The organism is Nocardioides sp. NPDC006273 (assembly GCF_040613495.1).
Taxonomy (GTDB): Bacteria; Actinomycetota; Actinomycetes; order Propionibacteriales; family Nocardioidaceae; genus Nocardioides.
The window spans coordinates 13,239-31,635 of sequence record NZ_JBEXSD010000040.1 but is presented as its reverse complement, the minus strand read 5'-3'; the positions used below and the strand labels follow the sequence as shown (position 1 = coordinate 31,635).

20 protein-coding genes and 2 pseudogenes are annotated in these 18,397 nt (G+C 67.6%); 7 read left to right on the top strand and 15 right to left on the bottom strand.

Annotation, left to right across the window (positions count from 1 at the left end):
- Window positions 1-58 precede the first annotated feature (58 nt).
- Complete coding sequence (locus ABZZ22_RS17550; protein WP_354933599.1) at window positions 59-862, top strand: M57 family metalloprotease; 804 nt, start codon at window positions 59-61, stop codon at window positions 860-862.
- A gap of 75 nt (window positions 863-937) precedes the next feature.
- Here ABZZ22_RS17550 and ABZZ22_RS17545 read toward each other — a convergent pair whose 3' ends face one another.
- On the bottom strand, window positions 938-2,785 hold the full coding sequence (locus ABZZ22_RS17545; protein WP_354933596.1) for a glycoside hydrolase family 3 protein: 1,848 nt from the start codon (window positions 2,783-2,785) through the stop codon (window positions 938-940).
- A 263-nt stretch (window positions 2,786-3,048) separates the two neighbouring features.
- Here ABZZ22_RS17545 and ABZZ22_RS17540 point away from each other — a divergent pair, with 263 nt between their 5' ends.
- Window positions 3,049-4,110: an oxidoreductase gene (locus tag ABZZ22_RS17540; RefSeq protein ID WP_354933595.1), complete on the top strand. Its 1,062-nt coding sequence runs from the start codon at window positions 3,049-3,051 to the stop codon at window positions 4,108-4,110.
- Between the two features lie 18 nt (window positions 4,111-4,128).
- On the opposite strand, the gene ABZZ22_RS17535 is transcribed toward ABZZ22_RS17540, so the two are convergent.
- Genes ABZZ22_RS17535 through ABZZ22_RS17520 form a run of 4 tightly spaced genes read right to left on the bottom strand, consistent with a single transcriptional unit; the run spans window position 4,129 to window position 8,117 of the window.
- Window positions 4,129-4,536, bottom strand: a complete 408-nt coding sequence (locus ABZZ22_RS17535) for a VOC family protein (protein WP_354933593.1) — start codon at window positions 4,534-4,536, stop codon at window positions 4,129-4,131.
- A 40-nt stretch (window positions 4,537-4,576) separates the two neighbouring features.
- On the bottom strand, window positions 4,577-6,244 hold the full coding sequence (locus ABZZ22_RS17530) for a PH domain-containing protein (RefSeq protein WP_354933591.1): 1,668 nt from the start codon (window positions 6,242-6,244) through the stop codon (window positions 4,577-4,579).
- On the bottom strand, window positions 6,241-6,759 hold the full coding sequence (locus ABZZ22_RS17525) for a PH domain-containing protein (RefSeq protein ID WP_354933589.1): 519 nt from the start codon (window positions 6,757-6,759) through the stop codon (window positions 6,241-6,243). The genes ABZZ22_RS17530 and ABZZ22_RS17525 overlap by 4 nt, the downstream gene beginning before the upstream one ends.
- Window positions 6,760-6,788: 29 nt before the next feature.
- On the bottom strand, window positions 6,789-8,117 hold the full coding sequence (locus tag ABZZ22_RS17520; protein ID WP_354933587.1) for a GH1 family beta-glucosidase: 1,329 nt from the start codon (window positions 8,115-8,117) through the stop codon (window positions 6,789-6,791).
- Window positions 8,118-8,196: 79 nt separating this feature from the next.
- On the opposite strand from ABZZ22_RS17520, the gene ychF reads away from it, so the two are divergent.
- The 3 genes and pseudogenes from ychF to ABZZ22_RS17505 form a co-directional block, all read left to right on the top strand.
- Entirely contained in the window at window positions 8,197-9,270 is a 1,074-nt protein-coding gene (gene ychF, locus ABZZ22_RS17515; protein WP_354933585.1) for a redox-regulated ATPase YchF, read from the top strand.
- A gap of 81 nt (window positions 9,271-9,351) precedes the next feature.
- Window positions 9,352-9,654 carry a hypothetical protein gene (locus tag ABZZ22_RS17510; RefSeq protein ID WP_354933583.1) on the top strand — a complete coding sequence of 101 codons (303 nt, stop codon included), beginning with the start codon at window positions 9,352-9,354 and terminating at the stop codon, window positions 9,652-9,654.
- A gap of 36 nt (window positions 9,655-9,690) precedes the next feature.
- A pseudogene (locus tag ABZZ22_RS17505) lies at window positions 9,691-9,915 on the top strand (type II toxin-antitoxin system RelE/ParE family toxin); the annotation flags it as partial.
- Window positions 9,916-10,105: 190 nt separating this feature from the next.
- On the opposite strand, the gene ABZZ22_RS17500 reads toward ABZZ22_RS17505, so the two are convergent.
- Window positions 10,106-10,948: an alpha/beta hydrolase gene (locus ABZZ22_RS17500; protein ID WP_354933581.1), complete on the bottom strand. Its 843-nt coding sequence runs from the start codon at window positions 10,946-10,948 to the stop codon at window positions 10,106-10,108.
- 105 nt (window positions 10,949-11,053) lie between these two features.
- Window positions 11,054-11,464: an Ohr family peroxiredoxin gene (locus ABZZ22_RS17495; protein ID WP_354933579.1), complete on the bottom strand. Its 411-nt coding sequence runs from the start codon at window positions 11,462-11,464 to the stop codon at window positions 11,054-11,056.
- Between the two features lie 179 nt (window positions 11,465-11,643).
- On the opposite strand from ABZZ22_RS17495, the gene ABZZ22_RS17490 reads away from it, so the two are divergent.
- Entirely contained in the window at window positions 11,644-12,453 is an 810-nt protein-coding gene (locus tag ABZZ22_RS17490) for a helix-turn-helix transcriptional regulator (RefSeq protein WP_354933577.1), read from the top strand.
- Entirely contained in the window at window positions 12,437-12,727 is a 291-nt protein-coding gene (locus ABZZ22_RS17485) for an SRPBCC family protein (RefSeq protein ID WP_354933575.1), read from the top strand. Before ABZZ22_RS17490 ends, ABZZ22_RS17485 begins: the two co-directional genes overlap by 17 nt.
- 133 nt (window positions 12,728-12,860) lie before the next feature.
- Here ABZZ22_RS17485 and ABZZ22_RS17480 read toward each other — a convergent pair whose 3' ends face one another.
- The 8 genes and pseudogenes from ABZZ22_RS17480 to ABZZ22_RS17445 form a co-directional block, all read right to left on the bottom strand.
- Complete coding sequence (locus ABZZ22_RS17480; RefSeq protein WP_354933573.1) at window positions 12,861-13,577, bottom strand: hypothetical protein; 717 nt, start codon at window positions 13,575-13,577, stop codon at window positions 12,861-12,863.
- A complete protein-coding gene (locus ABZZ22_RS17475; RefSeq protein WP_354933571.1) occupies window positions 13,574-14,038 on the bottom strand; it encodes a sigma-70 family RNA polymerase sigma factor in 465 nt (154 codons plus the stop codon). The genes ABZZ22_RS17480 and ABZZ22_RS17475 overlap by 4 nt, the downstream gene beginning before the upstream one ends.
- A gap of 384 nt (window positions 14,039-14,422) precedes the next feature.
- Window positions 14,423-14,767 (bottom strand): VOC family protein, encoded by a 345-nt coding sequence (locus ABZZ22_RS17470; RefSeq protein ID WP_354933569.1) that lies wholly within the window; start codon window positions 14,765-14,767, stop codon window positions 14,423-14,425.
- A gap of 67 nt (window positions 14,768-14,834) precedes the next feature.
- On the bottom strand, window positions 14,835-15,458 hold the full coding sequence (locus tag ABZZ22_RS17465; protein ID WP_354933567.1) for a hypothetical protein: 624 nt from the start codon (window positions 15,456-15,458) through the stop codon (window positions 14,835-14,837).
- Window positions 15,459-15,606: 148 nt separating this feature from the next.
- Window positions 15,607-16,050 (bottom strand): carboxymuconolactone decarboxylase family protein, encoded by a 444-nt coding sequence (locus ABZZ22_RS17460; protein WP_354933565.1) that lies wholly within the window; start codon window positions 16,048-16,050, stop codon window positions 15,607-15,609.
- Between the two features lie 154 nt (window positions 16,051-16,204).
- A pseudogene (locus tag ABZZ22_RS17455) lies at window positions 16,205-16,630 on the bottom strand (DNA alkylation repair protein); the annotation flags it as partial.
- Between the two features lie 60 nt (window positions 16,631-16,690).
- Complete coding sequence (locus tag ABZZ22_RS17450; protein WP_354933563.1) at window positions 16,691-17,914, bottom strand: N(5)-(carboxyethyl)ornithine synthase; 1,224 nt, start codon at window positions 17,912-17,914, stop codon at window positions 16,691-16,693.
- Between the two features lie 102 nt (window positions 17,915-18,016).
- The gene (locus ABZZ22_RS17445) at window positions 18,017-18,394 is read right to left on the bottom strand and encodes an HTH domain-containing protein (protein ID WP_354933561.1); all 378 of its coding nucleotides are present in this window, start codon (window positions 18,392-18,394) and stop codon (window positions 18,017-18,019) included.
- Window positions 18,395-18,397: the final 3 nt, after the last annotated feature.

Below are 18,397 nucleotides of genomic sequence, written 5' to 3'. Positions count from 1 at the left end.
TCCTGTGGCCGCTGGCGTCGATCGCCGGCGGTCGTTCACGAATCCAGGAGGAAGAGCTATGCGAGTTCGTATTCCCATGATGATCGCCGCGGCTGCGGGTGCCGCGGCGCTGACTGCGTCGATGGTTCCCGCATCCGCCCAAGAGGCGCCGAGCTACCGGGAGTTCGAGGCGTCCACGTACGTGGACGTCGACGGTCAGTACGTCGTCAACGGCGACGAGGTCGTCTCCAACCAGGGTGACCTGCACAAGTTCTACGAGTCGATGGTCTCGACGCCGAAGCACATCCCGGAGGATGGCCTCATCGTCAACACCGTCAGTGGCAAGGACGACAAGTGGTCGGCCTCGCAGGCGCTCAACCTGACCTACTGCGTCTCGAACAAGTTCGGCACCGACAAGGCCGCCATCGTCACCGCCATGGAGCAGGGCGCCGGCATGTGGGAGGCGGCGAGCTCGAAGGTGGACTACATCTACGTCCCCAGCCAGGACTCCTCCTGCAACACCCGCAACTCCAACGTGCTCTTCTCGGTCGAGCCGGTGAACACCACGCAGTACATCGCCCGGGCGTTCTTCCCGTCGACCTCCAAGCGCTCGCGCAACGTGCTCATCGACGACTCGATCTTCTCGTCGGGCAGCTGGGAGGCAGATGACATCATCGCCCACGAGCTCGGGCACACGCTCGGGTTCCGGCACGAGCACACCCGCCCGGAGGCGGCGACCTGCTTCGAGGACAACAACTGGCGTGCGCTGACCCCGTACGACTCCTCCTCGATCATGCACTACCCGCAATGCAACGGTGGCTCGGCGGACCTGGAGTTCCAGTCCTCCGACGCGGCCGGGGTCCGGGCGCTGTACGGCTCCTGAGCCGGTAGCAGAACGATGGCGGCCCTCCCGGATGCGGGAGGGCCGCCATCGTCGTTCTGTGGAACCTGTTCGGGACTAGTAGGAGAGCCCGTGACCCAGCGGGTAGAGGTCGGGGATCTCGACGGGCAGCTTGCCGCTCGGGTCGACCTCGCCGTAGAGCACCCGCACCAGCGACTCGAGCTGGTGAGAGGTGTAGCCATAGGTGTTCAGGACGGTCGCGGCCTCAGGGAAGGACGTGACGTCGTACGGGTTGCGCATCGCGGTCACGACCACCGGGGTCTCGGTGTCGAGCAGGGCCTTGACCAGCTTGGTCTGGGCCACCGCGGCGGGGGTCGGCTGACCGGTCGACGGGTTGATCTGCCAGGCGTTGTTGGTCGGCACCACGACCAGGTCCTTGCCCTCGGCGGCCTCGACCGCAGCGGCGATGCTCGCGTCGCTCGGCGTGGTGCCCGACTGCAGCACCTGGGTGGTCGCGCCGCGCTTCTGGAGGCCGGCCGCGATGCCCGCGGTGGTGTCGACGCCCCAGCCTGCGACCAGAACGTTCTTCGGGCCGGCCGCCAGCGGCAGCAGGTCGTCGTCGTTCTTCACCAAGGTGGTGGTGCGGTCGGAGATGGACTGGGCGTCGGCCTTGTGCTGCGGGTCGTTGAAGACCGCCGGGGCGGCCGCGACGTCGACGTAGGGGCTCTTGAAGATCTCGTTGTCGAGCTTGTGCTTCAGGATCCGGTAGACCGACTCGTCGAGCCGCTTGCGCGAGATCGTGCCCTCCTTGACGGCGTCGGTGACCGCAGCGTAGGCGACGTCCATCTTCGGTGGGATGAGCAGCTGGTCGGCACCGGCCAGGAAGGCCTCGACCGGTGCGACGTCGGCCGGGTAGGTCGCGGCCGCGCCCTGCATGTCGAGGGCGTCGGTGACGATCAGGCCGTCGAAGCCCATCTCCTCGCGGAGCAGCCCGGTGAGGATCGGCTCGGACATGGTCGCGGGCTCGCCGGTGGGGTCGATCGCGGGCACGGTCACGTGCGCCGTCATGATCGCGTCGATCCCGGCGTCGATCGCGGCCTTGAAGGGCGGCAAGTCGATCTCCTCGAGCTCCTCGCGAGTGTGGGTCACCTCGGGCAGGCCGTAGTGACTGTCGACTCCGGTGTCGCCGTGACCGGGGAAGTGTTTGGCGATCGAGGAGAGGTTGCCGTCGTCGAAGCCTTCGACCTCGGCGGCGACGATGTCGGAGACCGCGGCCGGGTCAGCGCCCGGCGAGCGGATCCCGATCACCGGGTTGTTGGGGTTGAGGTTGACGTCGGCCACGGGTGCGTAGTCCTGGGTGACGCCGACGGCGGCCAGCTCGGTGCCGATCACCTCGGCCGAACGGGCGGCGTCGTCGGTCGAGCCGGAGGCGCCCAATGCCATCTGCCCGGGCATCTGCGTCGCGCCGCTGGCGGGACCGAAGCGCGCCACGAGCGCGCCGCCCTCCTGGTCGACGGCGATGTTCAAGGGGATCTTGGGCCGCTGCTGCAGCGCGGCCTGCTGGAGGCCGTTGGAGAGGGTCGCCACCTGGGCCGGGTCACCGATGTTGTCGGGGCCGCGGGTGGTGAAGTAGATGACGCCGCCGGGCTGGTACTTCGCGATCGCCTGAGCCGGGGTGTCCACCCCGTAGAGCTTCTGGTTCCCGGCCTTCGCCGTGTCGCTGATGTTGTTGGCGTCGCGTCCGTAGACCTCGATCACGAAGAGCTGGCCGATCTTCTGCTGAAGCGACATGTGCTGCATCAGGGAGACGATCTTGCCGTGCTGTGTCGGCGTCTTGCCGCTCGCGGCGGTGGCCTGTTCCGGCCCTGCGGCATGGGTTGCTGCGTACGGCATCGCAACCGCCACCGCGGCGGCGAGACCCGCAGCCGCGAGCCTTCCGCGCCTAGTCAGTGTCGTTCTGCTCATGACAACCTCTCCATCTGCACCGCTGATACGCGGCACGGCGATTCACTTTAGGGGCTATCAACCGGCCATGGAAGAAAATTGCAGAGACTGCGGAATTGGCACGTCCAATCGGTAGTTCCGGCGACCGAATCTGTAGTTGTGGAGGATGAAACTCGATATTCGTCACCCAGAACTACAGATTCGCCTGTTGATGGTGTTGTTCAGGCGGACGAATTTTGTCAGTTCGGTGGACAGAATGCGCCGGCAGGGACAGGGTGAACTCCGTGCGCATCGTTGTCGGAGCCGCTGCGGCGGCCACTCTCGCTCTCGCCACCCTCACCTTCGCGCCGGCGGCGCAGGCTGCGCTGTCGGCGCAGCCAGGAGGTGCGTACGACTGGACGTCCGTGAACGTCGACACGACGCAGGGGTTCCGGGCGCTCGACGCCGTCGACGCGGACACCGCGTGGCTCGGCGGCGACGGCGGGGGAGTGTTCCGTACGACGGACGGCGGCCAGACCTGGGACGAGGTGTCCCCGCCGGGAGCCGACGAGCTGCTCTTCCGTGACGTCGAGGCGCGCTCGGCGAGCGAGGCGGTGGTGCTCTCGATCGGTGAGGGCGAGGCGAGCCGGATCTACAAGACCGTCGACGGTGGCGCGACCTGGACCGAGACGTTCCGCTCCGCGGAGCCGGCCGCGTTCTACAACTGTCTCGACTTCTGGCCCGGTGGCAAGCGCGGGATCGCGATGAGTGACCCGGTGGACGGCGAGTGGCGGATCATCACCACCGCTGACGGCGGCGACACCTGGACGATCGCGGACACGCGTGGCCTGGAGGCTCCGGGCGAGGTCGGCTACTCCGCCAGCGGGACCTGCCTGGTCACCGCGGGAGCGCGGGACGCCTGGATCGGTGGCGGCGGCTCGGCCGCGAAGGTCCACGCCACCCACGACGGTGGCCGCACCTGGTCGTCGGCCGACTCCACGATCGCGACCGGCGAGGCCGCCGGAGTCTTCGGCCTCGGCTTCCGCAACCCCCGCCAGGGGATCGCAGTGGGCGGCGACTTCGGCCTCGAGGACGACGGCGTCGACCGTGCTGCCTACTCCACCGACGGTGGTCGCACCTGGACCAACTCCGCCTCCGATCTGGGTGGATACCGCGAGGCGGTCGCCTGGATCGGCGGCAGCACCGCGATCGCGGTCGGCCCGAACGGCAGCGACCTCACCCACGACAACGGCCGCTCCTGGAAGCCGTTCGGCGCCGAGCAGACCCGCTTCCACGTCGTCGACTGTGTCGGCGGCACCTGCTGGGCCGCCGGTGCCGGTGGGCGGGTCGGAGTGCTCACCCGCTGAGGCCCAGACCTGCTGAGGTCAGATCTTGAGCCCGATCGTCATCGGGCCACGCGAGGTCATCTCGTGCTCGCCACGCTCGACGCAGAACTCGTTGCCCTCGGGGTCGCGGAGTGCGACGAAGCCGGTCCCGTCCTCCTTGCGGTGGTCGCCGAAGACGGTGGCGCCGAGGGCGAGCGCCCGCTCGACCAGCTCGTCACGGGTCGTGTCCTCCGGCTTGATGTCGATGTGGACGCGGTTCTTCGCCGACTTCGCCTCGGGCACCGGGATGAAGAGGAGCATCATCTCCGTCGAGGGGAAGCTCTTGGCGACGATCACCTCAGGGTCCTCGTCGTAGAAGAGGTGCCAGCCGGTGACCGCCGACCAGAACTCCCCGAGCTTGCGGGGGTCGGCACAGTCGAAGGTGAGGTGGCGGATCGGGATAGTCATGGCCGGATCATCCACCGAAGCCCGTCCGAAGTGGAACGGGTTATTCGACGAACTCCGAGACCGTACGCGGTGTGGCCGCCGTCGCGAGCGCGACGGCTGTCTCGAGCGGCACGTCCGGGACCTCCACGTACTCCCGGCCGGCCGCCGTCATGGCGGTGACCTGGGCGAGCCCGAGGCGACGGTCGAAGTAGGTCTGCTTGACCCGCCAACCGATGACGCCCTCGGTCTGCAGTGCGGTGCGAACGGTCGTGAAGGAGCCCGAGCGGACGACCAGGTAGCGCTCGGTGAGCGCATGACCGAGGTGACGATGGGCGAGCTCGGCGCCGAGCAGCTCGAGGACGAGCGCGACCACCAGTATCGCGGCCGGTAGCCACCAGAGCCAGGTGTCGCCGAAGATGCCGATCAGCACCGTCGGCACGAGTGCGACCAACGTCCACATCGCCGTGCCGAACAGCGCCCGGAACCAATAGCGGCGCCGTGGTCGCGGTCCGTGGCCGGTGAGCTCGGCCGAGAACGCGTCTTCGCCGAGGATGTCCGTGCCGACGGCCGACACCACGGACTCCGGCGCTGTGGGCAGGACGGCGGGGAAGTTGTCGTCGAGACCGGTGGTGAGCAGGTTGAGGTCGGCGCCGCCGGCCAGACGGATCAGCGGGCCGACGGTCGAGGTGGCTCCGCGTACCTTCGCCTCTTCCACCGTCGTCGCGCGGGTGCTGGTCAGGCCGAAGCTGCGGCGCAGCGTGGTGCCTTCCCGGCCCTGCTCGCGCACGACCTGGAGATCCCACCAGCGCACGACGTAGCCGACGCAGGAGCCGGCCGTCCACACCAGTGCGGCGACGACCAGCGCGATCGGGATCGCGATCAGCAGCATGCTGAGGTACGAATCGATCGGACGGCCGTTGAGCTCGCCGTCGTCGATCCGGATCCCGATCGTCCGCTCCCAGGGGATGAGCTCGGAGAAGGCGCCGAAGAACGCGGCCAGTCCACCGAGTGCGATCGCGAGGTTCTTGAGGTTGAGCGGGGCGTACTTGATCCAGGACCAGTCGAGCTTGGCGATCACCTCGCCGTCGTCGGCGACGGAGCCTGGTGCGACGTCGCTGCCACCGGTTGCGGTCGCCACGTCGCCGGCTTCGCCGGGGGCCGCGCCGGGGGCCGCGCCGGGGGCCGCGCCGGGGGTCACGCCGGCCTCGGCCGCCGATGGCGACGGTGTGGCGTGCAACAGCTCGCGTCGCAGCCGGGCGGCGGATTCCTTGGTCAGGGAGTCGAGGTTGATCTGGCCCTCGTCGACGCCGGTGCCGACGCTGACCTTGGTGACGCCGAGCGCACGGTGGACGAGCGTCGAGTTGAGATCGACGCTGCGCACCCGGTCGAGGCGGGCGGTCAGGGTGGTGCGGTTGAGGAGGCCCTTGCGGACCTCCAGATGGGTCGGGGTCACCCGGTACGTCGTGGTCAGCCAGGGGATCAGGCCGATGACCGCGGCGACCACGGCGATGCCGACAGCGACCAGCAGACCGATGAGCGGGTTGGCCTGCCCGGCGCCGAAGGCACCGACGGCGACCGGGATGACGGCCTGGCGCAGCGTCGAGATCGGGCTGACCACGGCCGTCCAGCCGGCCAGGCGCTGCCAGTCGTCCTCCGGGACCGGGGGCTGCGGGGGTGTCGGGGGCTGCGGGGTCGTCGGGGGAGGCGGGGGCGTCTCCGGAGTGCTCACGTCGCGTCCTCAGGCGTCGCCGCGGTGATCGCGACCAGCTTCGCGACGACCTCGAGCGCGAGCGCGTCGTCGAGGCATGAGATCTCGACGATGCCTGCGGACGAGGCGGTCGAGACCTTGACCGTACGCAGCCCGAAGTGCCGCATCAGCGGCCCCTGGGTCGAGTCGACCGTCTGCACCCGGGAGAGCGGCACGATCTCGTCGACGACGGTGAGCCAGCCATGGCGCACGTGGACGGCGATCTCGGTGACCTCCCACCGGTGGATCCGGAACCGGACCGACGGCACGAAGGTCAGTCCCGGGATCGGCGCCAGGACCATCAGCGCAACGGCCAGCCAGATCAGCCACGTCCACCATCCGGAGGGGACCAGGAACGCCGTGACCGCCGCACCGACCGCGAAGACCAGCCAGAACACGGCACCGATGGCCGAGGTCGTGCGCCAGTAGGCCGGTGCGCGCTCGGAGACCTGATGAGCAGGTTCGCGCAGTCGTTGGGGTGCTTCGGGGGAGCTCACAGGAGGCGAGCCTATGGGGTGGCTGGTCTTCAGCGGCGGAATTTGTGCGCGGCGATTACGGATGAGTACCAGTCGAAGGACTCGCGCGGAGTGCGGACGAGGGTGTCGTAGTCGACATGGACCAGTCCGAACCGCTGCGTGTAGCCCTCGGCCCACTCGAAGTTGTCCATCAGCGACCAGCAGTAGTAGCCGTCGACGTCGATGCCGTCTGCCACGGCACGCTCGACCTGGCGCAGGTGGAGGTCCAGGTAGGCGATGCGGTCGGCGTCGCCGTCGCCGGGGGCGGTGTTGTAGGAGGCGCCGTTCTCGGTGATCACGAACGGCGGATGCTCCGGATAGCGCTCGTGCAGGGCGGTCAGCAGGTCATGGAGGCCGTCCGGGACGACCGGCCAGCCGAAGTCGGTGGTCGGGTAGCCGGTGATCGGCGGCTGCTCGATCGGGTTCGCCGCGCCCTCCGGCGCGGCGGCAGCGGCGGTCGGGTTGTAGTAGTTGAGGCCGTAGAAGTCGAGCGGCGCGCTGATCACCTCCAGGTCTCCGCCCTGGACCGGGAAGAGCGCGGCGAGGTCCTCGGGATAGCTCCCGAGCAGCACCGGGTCGGCGAACGAGTGGTTCCACAGCGTGTCCAGCAGCCCGGCGGTGGCCTGGTCCGCCTCCGAGGAGGTCGCCGGCCAGACCGGCATGTGGTTCGTCGCGGTGCCGATGCTGCCCGCGCCCGCGGCGCGCAGCGCCTGGACCGCCAGGCCGTGACCGAGCAGCAGGTGGTGACCGACCGGCAGCGCGTCGAAGACGAGGGCCTGACCGGGGGCGTGGATGCCCATCGCGTGCCCGAGGACGGTCACCACGTTCGGTTCGTTCACCGGGCACCAGTGGGCGACCCGGTCGGCGAGCCGCTCGCCCAGGACCGCGGCGTACTCTCCGAATCTCTGCGCCGTCTTCCGGCTCAGCCAGCCGCCATGGGCGTCTTGCAGCACCTGCGGGGTGTCCCAGTGGAACAGGGTCGCCATCGGCGCGATGCCGTGCTCGAGGAGCCCGTCGACGAGCCGGTCGTAGAAGTCCAGGCCCGCCTGGTTGATCTTGCCCGCGCCGGTCGGCAGCACCCGGGACCACGAGATCGAGAAGCGGTACGCATCGAGCCCGAGCCGCGCCATCAGCGCGAGGTCCTCGTCGAGCCGGTGGTAGTGGTCGCACGCCACCGCTCCGCTGGAGCCGTCGACGATCCGTCCGGGTTCGGCGCAGAAGATGTCCCAGACCGAAGGACCTCGTCCGTCCTCGTCGGCCGCTCCTTCGATCTGGTAGGAAGCGGTGCTGGCGCCGAAGCGGAAGCCGGTCGGGAGGGTGCTGCCGGGAAGCTCGCTCACGCCGTCGAGTTTGCCGGTCCGACCCCGGCTCTGTCCGCGTTTCGGCTGTGCTCGACGTACGACCCTAGGATTGTCGATCGTGGCACTCACCATCGGCATCGTGGGACTTCCCAACGCGGGCAAGTCGACCCTCTTCAACGCTCTGACCAAGAACGACGTACTCGCGGCGAACTACCCCTTCGCCACCATCGAGCCCAACGTCGGCGTCGTCGGGGTGCCCGACGAGCGGCTGCCGGAGCTGGCGAAGATCTACGGGTCCCAGAAGCTGCTGCCGGCCACGGTGCAGTTCGTCGACATCGCCGGGATCGTGCGCGGCGCCTCGCAGGGTGAGGGTCTGGGCAACAAGTTCCTCTCCCACATCCGTGAGTCCGACGCGATCTGCCAGGTCACCCGGGTGTTCCGTGACGACGACGTCACCCACGTCGATGGCAAGGTCGAGCCCGCCAACGACATCTCCACGATCCAGACCGAGCTGATCCTGGCCGACTTGGAGACGGTCGAGAAGGCGATCCCGCGGCTGGAGAAGGAGTCCCGCAAGGCGCCCGACCTCAAGGCCAACCTCGCCGCCGCGGTCGAGGCCAAGGAGGCCCTCGAGGCCGGCACCCCGATCATCGCCACCAAGATCGACCGGGCTCTGATCCGCGACCTGATGCTGCTGACCGCGAAGCCCTACATCTTCGTCTTCAACTGCGACTCCGACGAGCTCGCCGACGAGGCGCTCAAGGACTCGATGCGCGAGCTGGTCGCTCCCGCCGAGGCGATCTTCCTGGACGCGAAGTTCGAGTCCGAGCTCGTCGAGCTCGACGAGGACGAGGCCCGCGAGTTCTTGGCCGACGCCGGCGTCGAGGAGCCCGGCCTGGACATCCTGGCCCGCGTCGGCTTCGACACCCTCGGCCTGCAGACCTACCTCACCGCCGGCCCCAAGGAGGTCCGCGCGTGGGAGATCCCCCAGGGCGCCACCGCCCCCGAGGCCGCCGGTGTCATCCACACCGACTTCCAGAAGGGCTTCATCAAGGCCGAGATCGTCTCCTACGACGACCTCATCGCGTGCGGCTCGGTCGCCAAGGCCCGTGACCTCGGCAAGGTGCGCATGGAGGGCAAGGACTACGTCATGGCTGACGGCGACGTCGTCGAGTTCCGATTCAACGTCTGACCTGCGGTCATGGGGCGCGCGGGCTCTCGTCCGCGGAAGCGGAAGCAGGGGCCGCGGGTTCATCATTCGGTTCCTGATCCGGTGCCCGACAAGACCCCGGAGCGGAACAAGTATGCGTGGGCCAACCTCGAGCGCCCGCTACACACGTCGTTCTGGGTCGGCGTCGCGGCTGGGCTCCTGGTCGCCGTTCTGATCGTCGTCGGGATCGTCGGGGAACACATCGACCCGGACCCGAGCTATGCGGTGGTGCCGCTGGTCGCAGCGTTCGTCGCGCTGTGCGCGATGACGATCATGTACGTCATCCTCTTGCTCTGCAACGTTGCTCTGCGCCTCATCGAGCGGCAGGACTCAACACGCAAGCCGACCTCCAGGTGCAGCCGTTGATACGTCAAGGCCTTCGACAAGGTCCTTCAACGCAAGGCGCTCCGAAAGCTGGAGCTGCTGCACGCTGCGACGGACGTCGAGGATCTCCGGATCCCACCGGGCGACCGTCTCGAGCAGCTCGAGGGCGATCGCAAGGGGCAGCACAGTATCGGGGTCAACGACCGACGCATCCGCCATCCGCGCGGGCGAGAACCAGATCTACCGCCTACCCGGGCAAGTCATCGTCCGCTTAGCACCACCGGGTCAAGAGAAGGCGGCTAGCCGCGAGATCTTCCTCGCCCCGTCTCCGCGACCTGGAGACTCAGTGGGACCGGCGACCAGTCGGCATGCCGAGTCGGTTGGTGTCCGACACGGCCGCGCGACCGCGCCTGCGATCGGCGCCCGCGGAACTCTCGAGCCTGCGACGCCCGCTGCTTCGCGGATGCCATACCCCCGCGTTACACGCCATTCTCTACCCCAGCGTGACCATGGCCTCGGCGACCTCGCCGGCCGCCGCATCGGGAATCGCAGTGGCAGCTTCCTCGAGGACGAGCAGCCGTGCCCTGGGGATCTCGCGCGCGATTGCCTCGCCGTTTCCAACGGGGAAGAACGGGTCCCGGCGACCGTGGACGACGAGCGTGGGGACCTCGATCTCGGGTAGTCGCTCCCGCCAGCGGGGTTTGCAGTTGAGCTTGGCGAAGACCATGCCGAGCTGGTTGGCCATCTGGATCGGGGGTGCTGTGCCGGGTGTGCGATCCCAGATGCGCGCGGCGATCGCGCGTGCGGCGACGGGGTCGTCGCCGCGGATCTCCGCGCGGGCAGCGGCGAACTCCGCCACCGCCTCGCGGTTGGTCCAGTCGGGCATCGGACGCGTGAACAGGCGCTTCATCGTCGCCTCGTCGTGATCGGGGAGGTCGGCATCGGCCTTGCCGGGCGCAACCGCGCGAGTGCCGGCCAGCGTGAGCGCCGAGAACACGCCGGGATGGTCGAGCGCGGCGGCTTGGGCGACCATCCCGCCGACGCCGATCCCCGCGAGGTGCGCGGGGCCGCCGCCGAGCGCGTCGACAAGGGCCGCCGCGTCAGCGGCGAGGTCGCGCAAGGTGTAGGCGGGCGCCGCCGGGTCCGCCGTCGTCGACTCGCCGCTGTCGCGCAGGTCGTAGCGCACCACGCGACGTCCGCCAGCGGCGAGGCGCTCGCAAAGCGCGTCGGGCCAGGAGAGCATCGTCGTCCCGCCCGCGAGCAGAACGAGTGGTGCGTCGTCGTCACCGAAGGACTCGATGCCCAGCGAGACGTCATTGGCGTTGATGGTTGTCATCGGTTGGTCAGCTCTCTAGTGCGGGGCACGTCGGAGAACGTGCCGCCCAGTACCCGCGAATTCGTCGAGAAGAGCAGGACGTCGCCTGACGGCACGGGGCTCGGTCTATTCGACGACGACCTCGACCGGGATGGTTCCCCGGGTGGCCTTGGAGTACGGGCAGGAGCGGTGTGCTGCCTCCAACAACCTGTTGCCGGGCTCGCCGCTGAGGTGATCGGGCAGCCCGACCCGGAGCGTGGCGGCCAGGGTGAAACCCGCGCCGGCCGGAACGAGGCTGACCTCGGCGGTGACCGCGACGTCCGTGGCGTCCAGGCCCTGCCGCTGCGCGATCAAATCCAAGGTCGTGGCGAAGCAGGCGGCCCAGCCTGCGGCGAACAGTTGCTCGGGATTGACGCCGTCGCCGGTTCCGCCCATCTCCTTGGGCAGTGCGAGCTGGACATCCAGCTGCCCGTCGGAGGTGACGGCGCGGTCGTCGCGACCGGATGAGGTGGCGACTGCGGTGTAGGTGGGGTTCATGCTGTTGCCTTCCAGATGCGTGGCTGTGGACGCCGTCCACGATCGCCCGGGCGAAGCGCGATATCCATTACCTCCTTGGTGCAGCCATTCGCATTACCCGGCAGGTAATGGATGGTCGGCGGACCCTCGTCGTAGGCTGAACCCGCCAACGAGACCGCGGAGATTGCGACAACAGCCAGATGACCGCAGAAGCACGGGGAGAGCCACAGACCGTCGGCGAGCTGATCCGCTTCTGGCGACTGCACCGGCGGCTCAGTCAGCTCGAGCTAGCCCTCGACGCTGAGATGTCGACCAAGCACCTCAGCTTTGTGGAGACGGGGCGCGCGCAGCCCAGCCGACAGCTGCTGGTCCACCTGTCGAATCACCTCGACCTGCCCATGTCCGAACGCAACCACCTGCTTTTGGCCGGTGGTTTCGCCCCGTTGTACCTCGATGAGCCGTACGACTCTGAGGCGATGAGGCTGCTGCGCGAGTCTCTAGGCCGGTTGCTGGATGCGCATATGCCCAACCCGGCGCTGATAGTCGACGGGTTGTGGAACCTGGTCGACGCCAACGACGCAGCGTCCCTTCTGTGGCGCGGGGTGGATCCCGAGCTCATGAAGCCACCGCTGAACATGCTGCGTCTGTCGGTCCATCCCGGCGGCCTGCCCAGTGTCTCGTCCATGACCGCCGCCTGCAGCCTTCCGCTGATACAACGGCTGAGGCGCACGGGCCGCGACAACGCCGACCAGGCACTCGTCGACCTGATCGACGAGGTCGAGTCCTACCTGCCAGGCAAAACGCCGACGGTGGCCGCCCAGCAGCCGATGGTCACGCTCGAGCTCCGCACGCCATTGGGCCCGGTCCGGCTGTTCACGTTGATCGCAACGATCGGTGCTCCACTGGAGGTTACAGCGGCGAGCCTCGCGATCGAGACATTCCTTCCCGCCGATGCTGAGAGCGCGGACCGCCTCCGCGAACTAGCGTCGAATGATGAGTGCCGACCGTGATCTTGTCGAGATGACCTCGGTGATCAGTCAGTACGACGCTCCGCACCGATTCGTGGACGAGCAGGAGTCCGGGCCGTTTCGGCGGTGGTGGCATGAGCACCGATTCGAATCGGTCGCCGGCGGCACGTTGATGACTGATGTCGTGGAGTTCGAGTCGCCAGCCGGGTCGGTCGGGCGGTGGGTGGATACCCTGGTGCTGACTCCGTACATGACGAAGTTGCTGAAGCAACGGAACGCGTGGTTGGTCGACGCTCTCGCTACGCCTGAGGTCTGATGGCGCAGATGACGTGGTCGTGAAGCTCGGCGGATGGGAGTTGCGCGAACACTCGTCCCGTGCGCTGACGCAGCAGCGACGTGGGAGTCCCGAAGTCACCCCGTGACCTCAGGGTTCCCATGTTGCTCGCTAGTCAAGGTCGCGGAACCTTCTGCTCCTTCTGCGACCCCGGGACGATCTGGCCGTCGATGGTCAGCTCAGAGGTGTACTCGTCCATGTCTTGGGGGACTTCGAAGACGGCGTATCCGGCGCCGTCGACCTCGTAGACGTCGAGGTCCTTGGTATAGCCCGCTGACGTGATGCGGACCGAGTTCACCTCGGGGTGAACCGCATAGACCCAGACGAACGAGTCGCCGATCTCGGCACCAGAAGCGTTGAAGAGCGCCGGATTCTTCAGATAGCGGGACGTGTCGTTGACGTAGCCGCAGTCCGGTTCGGCGTACTCGCCGTACTGATAGCCAGTGGTGTTCCATTCGCTTCCGAGCAGGTTCTTCTTCTCCTCGATCAGTTCCACTCCGGTGACGGGCTGACCACACTCATCGGTTCGGTCGGACTCGATCAGCAGGTAGCGGCTGCCGTCCACGCTTCCGCGCATGACGATGTCTTGCGGAGGGATCTTGTCGACGTACTCCGTTCCCTCGCGGACGATCGCGGCTGCCGCACCTGCCGCCAGCACCACGGGGATGGCGACCGCGCCGATGGCGACGAGGGCCCTCCGCCTGCGGTGAGGCTTGCGCGCGGAGTTGGTCCGGCTTGCGGAGAAGTCGTCCTCGGTGAGGGTGTCGGCAACCGTGTGCAGGGTGTGGCGCAGAAGCAGTCCGAGGCTCTCCGGGTTCCGGATGTCGTTCATGCGAGTGCCTTTCGGAGCTTGTCCAGCGCGCGTCGGTGGTCCGAGCGGACGGTTGCGGCGGGGCGGTTGAGGATGTCTGCAACCTCAGCCAGGGGAAGGTCCTCGTAGTAGTGGAGGACGATGACGGCGCGTTGTACCCACGGCAACTGCGTGATCTGTGTCCAGGCCTCGTCTAGCTCATGCGGCAGGACCACCGGTGGTCGTTCAACAACCTTGGTTCTGAGGCGGAAGTGCCGCCGCTGACCATCCTTGACGAGATTGACCACGGCCCTCTTGAGGTAGGGCAACGGGTTCTTGATCTGATCCCAGCGTTCGTGCGCCGAGGTGAATGCTGACTGCACCACATCCTCGCTCACCTCATGCGAGCCAGAAATCAGGTACGCCAGCCGCAGGAGTGCCATCCGGTGCTCCCGGTACGCCTCCTCGAACCCAGCGTTGGGCACGTGCCCCTTCGTGGTCATCACACCTTTCAGTCGTACGGGAGACCCAGAACGTTGCACTCGAGATCGAGCCGAATGTGGCAATGCCAGCCGACGAATCGCGGCTAGGATCTGCCGAAGTCTCGGCTGACGGAGTGGAGCTGTGATGGATGGTCAGGCTGCGGCGATGTTGACCGCTTTCCTGATGCTGATGTATGTGCCGACGATCGTCGCGCTGATCCTGATCGTCCGTGGTGCTGCTCCAGCAAGCAGGACTCGGGCCAGAGCGGACCGAGCCGGGTCGGCCGCGGGCGGATCTGTTGCTGGCCATCTGGCAGGCGGGCGCTCCCCGAGATTGAGCTCGAAACAGCTTCGCGAAGCGCTCCGGACACGGCCAGAGCGTACCGAGGAGCTGTCTCGCAACGGTCAGGTGTGGGAGCCGACGTTGATCACCCGTCCGGACGAGTCGCGGTAGAAGAAGCGGCGTACGCCCCACTCTTCCGTCGACAGAGGGTGGACGATCTCAACGTCCGCGGCCACCGCCGCGGCGTGGGCGGCTTCGACATCGTCGACGAAGATCGAGACGTCCGGGTTGACGGAGGCGGTCGCGTCAGTGGTCATCAGTCCGATCTGGTGGCCGGCGCCGTCAGCCAGGAAGGCGATCCACCCCATGTCCATGACCACCCGCATGCCGAGCAGGCCGGTGTGCTCGGTGGTGGCGGTCGCGAGATCCTCGACGGTCAGGATGGGGGTGATGCGCTCGATCTCCATGCGACGATCCGATCATACTTTCGGTGCCAGTGTGCAGGCCTGATCAGAGCGGCGCTACGCAGCCCGGTCACACGTTCGCCGACTTGCGCTGGGCGGAGCCGGGCGCGGGCGTCTGGTTGCCGGGGCGGGGACGGCGACGCACGTAGTAGGCGATGGCGAGCACGACGACGACCGGTCCCCAGATGGGGAGCGGAGCGGTGCAGGTCATCGCGAGCGCTTCCCACCACCCATTGTCATAGGTGACGTGGTCCGCGATGCCGAACACGGTCAGTGATTGACCGCCACCGAGCGGGATGGATCCGAACAGCGCGGTGAGGGTCAGACCGCCGAGCAGGGCAGGGATCACCGCCGCCATCGGCCGGATGTGTCTTCCGCCGATGAACGGGAGCCGTGCGGGGGCGACCTCGCCCCAACCGCGCACCAGCCCGATGCACAGGAACGCGACCAGCTCCGACAGGACGCTGAGCCCGAACACGTACGGGATGCTCAGCCACAAGGCCGGCATGCCCCCGTCCTGATGCTGCCCCATCTCGAAATGGAACGCGAAGGGCAGCCGCCACAGGCATGCCGGCAGCAGCAGCAACGGCATCGCGTAGGCCAGCCGCATGATCCATCGCGGCACCGGCCGCTCGGTGTCGCCGACGGCCGGAGCGGTGGGGTGGAACACGTGGAGAAGCTTTTTGATCGTCATGTCTCTGACTCTGGCGATCCTGGCATCGCGGGTGATCACCCTTGCGAGGGAGTCGGATCCCCCGCAAGGGCGGACGAGCTGCTTCCGCGGGTTCGCCGTCGAAGCTCTGCAACACGTCGATCGTGTTCACAGCGGAGCACTCAAACGGTCAGCGGAAGCTACCGGCGACGAGTCGCGTGGCCACGTTTATCCGGTTCCACGCGTTGACCGATGCGATTGCGGTCACCAGCGCGGCCAGCTCCGCATCTGTGAAATGATCGGTGGCCTCGTCCCAGCTGTCGTCGGGAACTCCCACGGAGCTGTCGGCGATGCGGGTGATCGCCTCGGTCAGTGCCAGCGCGGCGCGCTCAGCGTCGGTGAAGAACGGCGTATCCCGCCAGGCCGCGACCGACCAGAGGCGCTCATCGCTCTCGCCCACCGACCGCGCCTTACGCGAGTGCATATCGATACAGACCGCGCACCCATTGATCTGACTGGCTCGGATTCGCACGAGCTCGAGGAGACCGCGGGGGATCTCGCTGCTGTTCACGTACTCCTCGACTGCATTGAGCCCTCGATAACCATCGGCAGAGAGCTTGTACACATCCTTCATTCGTGCAGGCATAGCGACCCTTCGGTAGGTGGTATCCAGGATTGGGGGCGAAAAATCGGCGACCTCGTCCGTGAAGTCCGAACTCCGAGCGTGTCGTCACCCCGAGCTCAGCTGCAGGTCCCGAGCAGCCTCGGTCGAGGTCATGAATGGGCCGCTATGACGCTATCATCGACATCAAAGGTCCGCAATATCGATGACGGGAAGGAGTCAAGCTCCGTTGAGCGCCGAGTAGATTCCTGGCGTTCTCTCTTTCAGTTCGGGACGCGTTCCGCTGAAGTGCGTGCTTTCGATAGATCTCGACCGCGGATCGGACGCGGGGGTGCTCGTCGCCATCGAGAGTCGAGGCGATCGCGAGCCCGCGTTCTACGTCTGCGGACGTTCCCTTCTTGATGAACCAGAGGGGTGCCGTGATCGCTGATCTGTGTCGGAGCGGATCAGCAGCGCCCGCGAGCTCGTCGAGCACGGAGCCGTCGACGGCTCCGATGAGGATCGGCCAGCCGAGCACCCGCGGGGCCGCCCGATCCACCATGTCCCACGTGCTGATGGCGTCATGCCGATCAAGGTAGATGCGTGCGAGAGTCGCGCGCTCGTCGCTGGTGAGGTTCCGGCGGGCGCGGAAGTCGAGGACGCAGAACGCTAGTCAGTTCGAACTGACTGATCCGCTGAGCACCGATCCCGCGCGAACGTGGGGATAAGCCGGGTCGCGATCCTGGAAGCTCAGGATGCTCGGGTTGCGGATCACGCCGTCCTCGATCTCGATCGCCCGGGTGACGGTCAGGTCGGTCTCCCAGGCGGCCGGCCCCTCCATGACCGTACGCAGGAACGGCAGCAGCGCCTCGCTGATCTCCCAGGTGGCCGAGTTCCACAGGTACGACGGGGTGTGGTCGACCGCGTAGTAGTTGATGCCGTCGCCGACCGTGAACATCGGGTCGTCGAACGTCGTGGGCTTCGCCCACTCGAACCCCATCTTCTCATCGCACGAGACGTCGACGATCAGGCTGCCCGGGGCGAACCCCGCCAGATCCTCGGTACGCAGATAGGTCAACGGCGCGGCGACGTCCTGGAGGGTGCAGTTGACGACGATGTCGTGCGATGCCAGGAACTCCGGGAGCAGGACGTTGCCGTCCAACGTGTGCACCTCGCTGAGGTGGGTCTCGCCGTCGCCGGTGTTGAGCTGGGCGATGTGCGCGCCGTGGATCGGGGAGCCGACCGCTGCGACGCCGCGCTGGGTGAGGACCTGGATGTCGTGGATGCCCTGCGCCGTGAGCGCGGTCACCGCGCCTCGTGCCGTCGCACCGAAGCCGATGACGACCGCGCTGCGACGAGGCCCGTACATGCCCGTGGATCCGATCAGGCGCAGGGCGTGGAGCACCGAGCAGTAGCCGGCCAGCTCGTTGTTCTTGTGGAACACGTGCAGGCTGAAGTCACCGCGGTGGCTCCAGTGGTTCATCACCTCGAACGCGATGAGCGTGAGCCGGCGGTCGATCGCGGTCTGGGTCAGCTCGGGGTCCTGCACGCAGTGCGGCCATCCCCACAGCACGCGGCCCTCGGGGATCGCGGCCACGTCGGCAGCCTGCGGCTTCGGCAGCAGCAGCACGTCAGCCGCCTCGATCACCGCGGAGCGATCCGCGACCCTGCCGACCCGCGACTCGACGTAGCCGGACTCCAGCTGGAAGTCGGCGCCGTAGCCACGCTCGACGATCATCCGCGCACGGAGATCCGGGTCGATCAGATCGAGGTGATGAGGGTGGATCGGCAGCCGCCGCTCGTTCTCCATCGAGGAGGCGGCGAGCATCCCGAGGGTGAGCAGGTTGCTGCTCGACGAGCTGGGGACGATGGACAGGGGTGATTCGGTGCCGGACATCCGGACTCCCGTCATTGGGGAACCAGGGGCAGCTCCTGCCTCGATCGTACGCGCAGGCAGTGCTGCGCCCGCGATCGTCGGACACGCTCGACGGCTCCGCGGCTACACCGGGGGCAGCAGCGCTCGGGTGAGCTTGTGCATGCTCGTCCGCGCCGAGTCGGTCGCTGTGGGACCGAGGGCGACCAGCGCGACGATCAGCGCCGCCACCTCGTCCGGTTCGAGAGAGATGGGGTCCAGCCTCGCCCGCACATCCAGGAGATAGCCGCCTCCCGGGCCTCGCTGAACCCGGATGGGGATGCCGCTCTCCCGCATCTGGGCGATGTCGCGCTCGACGGTCCGTGCGGTCACCTCGAGAGCATGAGCCAGTGCGAGTGCCGACTTCGGTACGCCGCGCTGCCATCGCAGCTGCTCGATGAGGGCGTGCTGCCGCTCGATCCGACGAAGAGTCAGATGCGGATCAGCCGATCTCGAGAACGCCACAAC

What these genes read in the sequence shown, in the direction of transcription:
- ABZZ22_RS17550 (WP_354933599.1), top strand. Translation starts at nt 59, where the DNA reads ATGCGAGTTCGTATTCCCATGATGATCGCCGCGGCTGCGGGTGCCGCG.
- ABZZ22_RS17545 (WP_354933596.1), bottom strand. Translation starts at nt 2,785, where the DNA reads ATGAGCAGAACGACACTGACTAGGCGCGGAAGGCTCGCGGCTGCGGGT.
- ABZZ22_RS17535 (WP_354933593.1), bottom strand. Translation starts at nt 4,536, where the DNA reads ATGACTATCCCGATCCGCCACCTCACCTTCGACTGTGCCGACCCCCGC.
- ABZZ22_RS17500 (WP_354933581.1), bottom strand. Translation starts at nt 10,948, where the DNA reads ATGACAACCATCAACGCCAATGACGTCTCGCTGGGCATCGAGTCCTTC.
- ABZZ22_RS17495 (WP_354933579.1), bottom strand. Translation starts at nt 11,464, where the DNA reads ATGAACCCCACCTACACCGCAGTCGCCACCTCATCCGGTCGCGACGAC.
- ABZZ22_RS17490 (WP_354933577.1), top strand. Translation starts at nt 11,644, where the DNA reads ATGACCGCAGAAGCACGGGGAGAGCCACAGACCGTCGGCGAGCTGATC.
- ABZZ22_RS17485 (WP_354933575.1), top strand. Translation starts at nt 12,437, where the DNA reads ATGAGTGCCGACCGTGATCTTGTCGAGATGACCTCGGTGATCAGTCAG.
- ABZZ22_RS17480 (WP_354933573.1), bottom strand. Translation starts at nt 13,577, where the DNA reads ATGAACGACATCCGGAACCCGGAGAGCCTCGGACTGCTTCTGCGCCAC.
- ABZZ22_RS17475 (WP_354933571.1), bottom strand. Translation starts at nt 14,038, where the DNA reads ATGACCACGAAGGGGCACGTGCCCAACGCTGGGTTCGAGGAGGCGTAC.
- ABZZ22_RS17470 (WP_354933569.1), bottom strand. Translation starts at nt 14,767, where the DNA reads ATGGAGATCGAGCGCATCACCCCCATCCTGACCGTCGAGGATCTCGCG.
- ABZZ22_RS17465 (WP_354933567.1), bottom strand. Translation starts at nt 15,458, where the DNA reads ATGACGATCAAAAAGCTTCTCCACGTGTTCCACCCCACCGCTCCGGCC.
- ABZZ22_RS17460 (WP_354933565.1), bottom strand. Translation starts at nt 16,050, where the DNA reads ATGAAGGATGTGTACAAGCTCTCTGCCGATGGTTATCGAGGGCTCAAT.
- ABZZ22_RS17450 (WP_354933563.1), bottom strand. Translation starts at nt 17,914, where the DNA reads ATGTCCGGCACCGAATCACCCCTGTCCATCGTCCCCAGCTCGTCGAGC.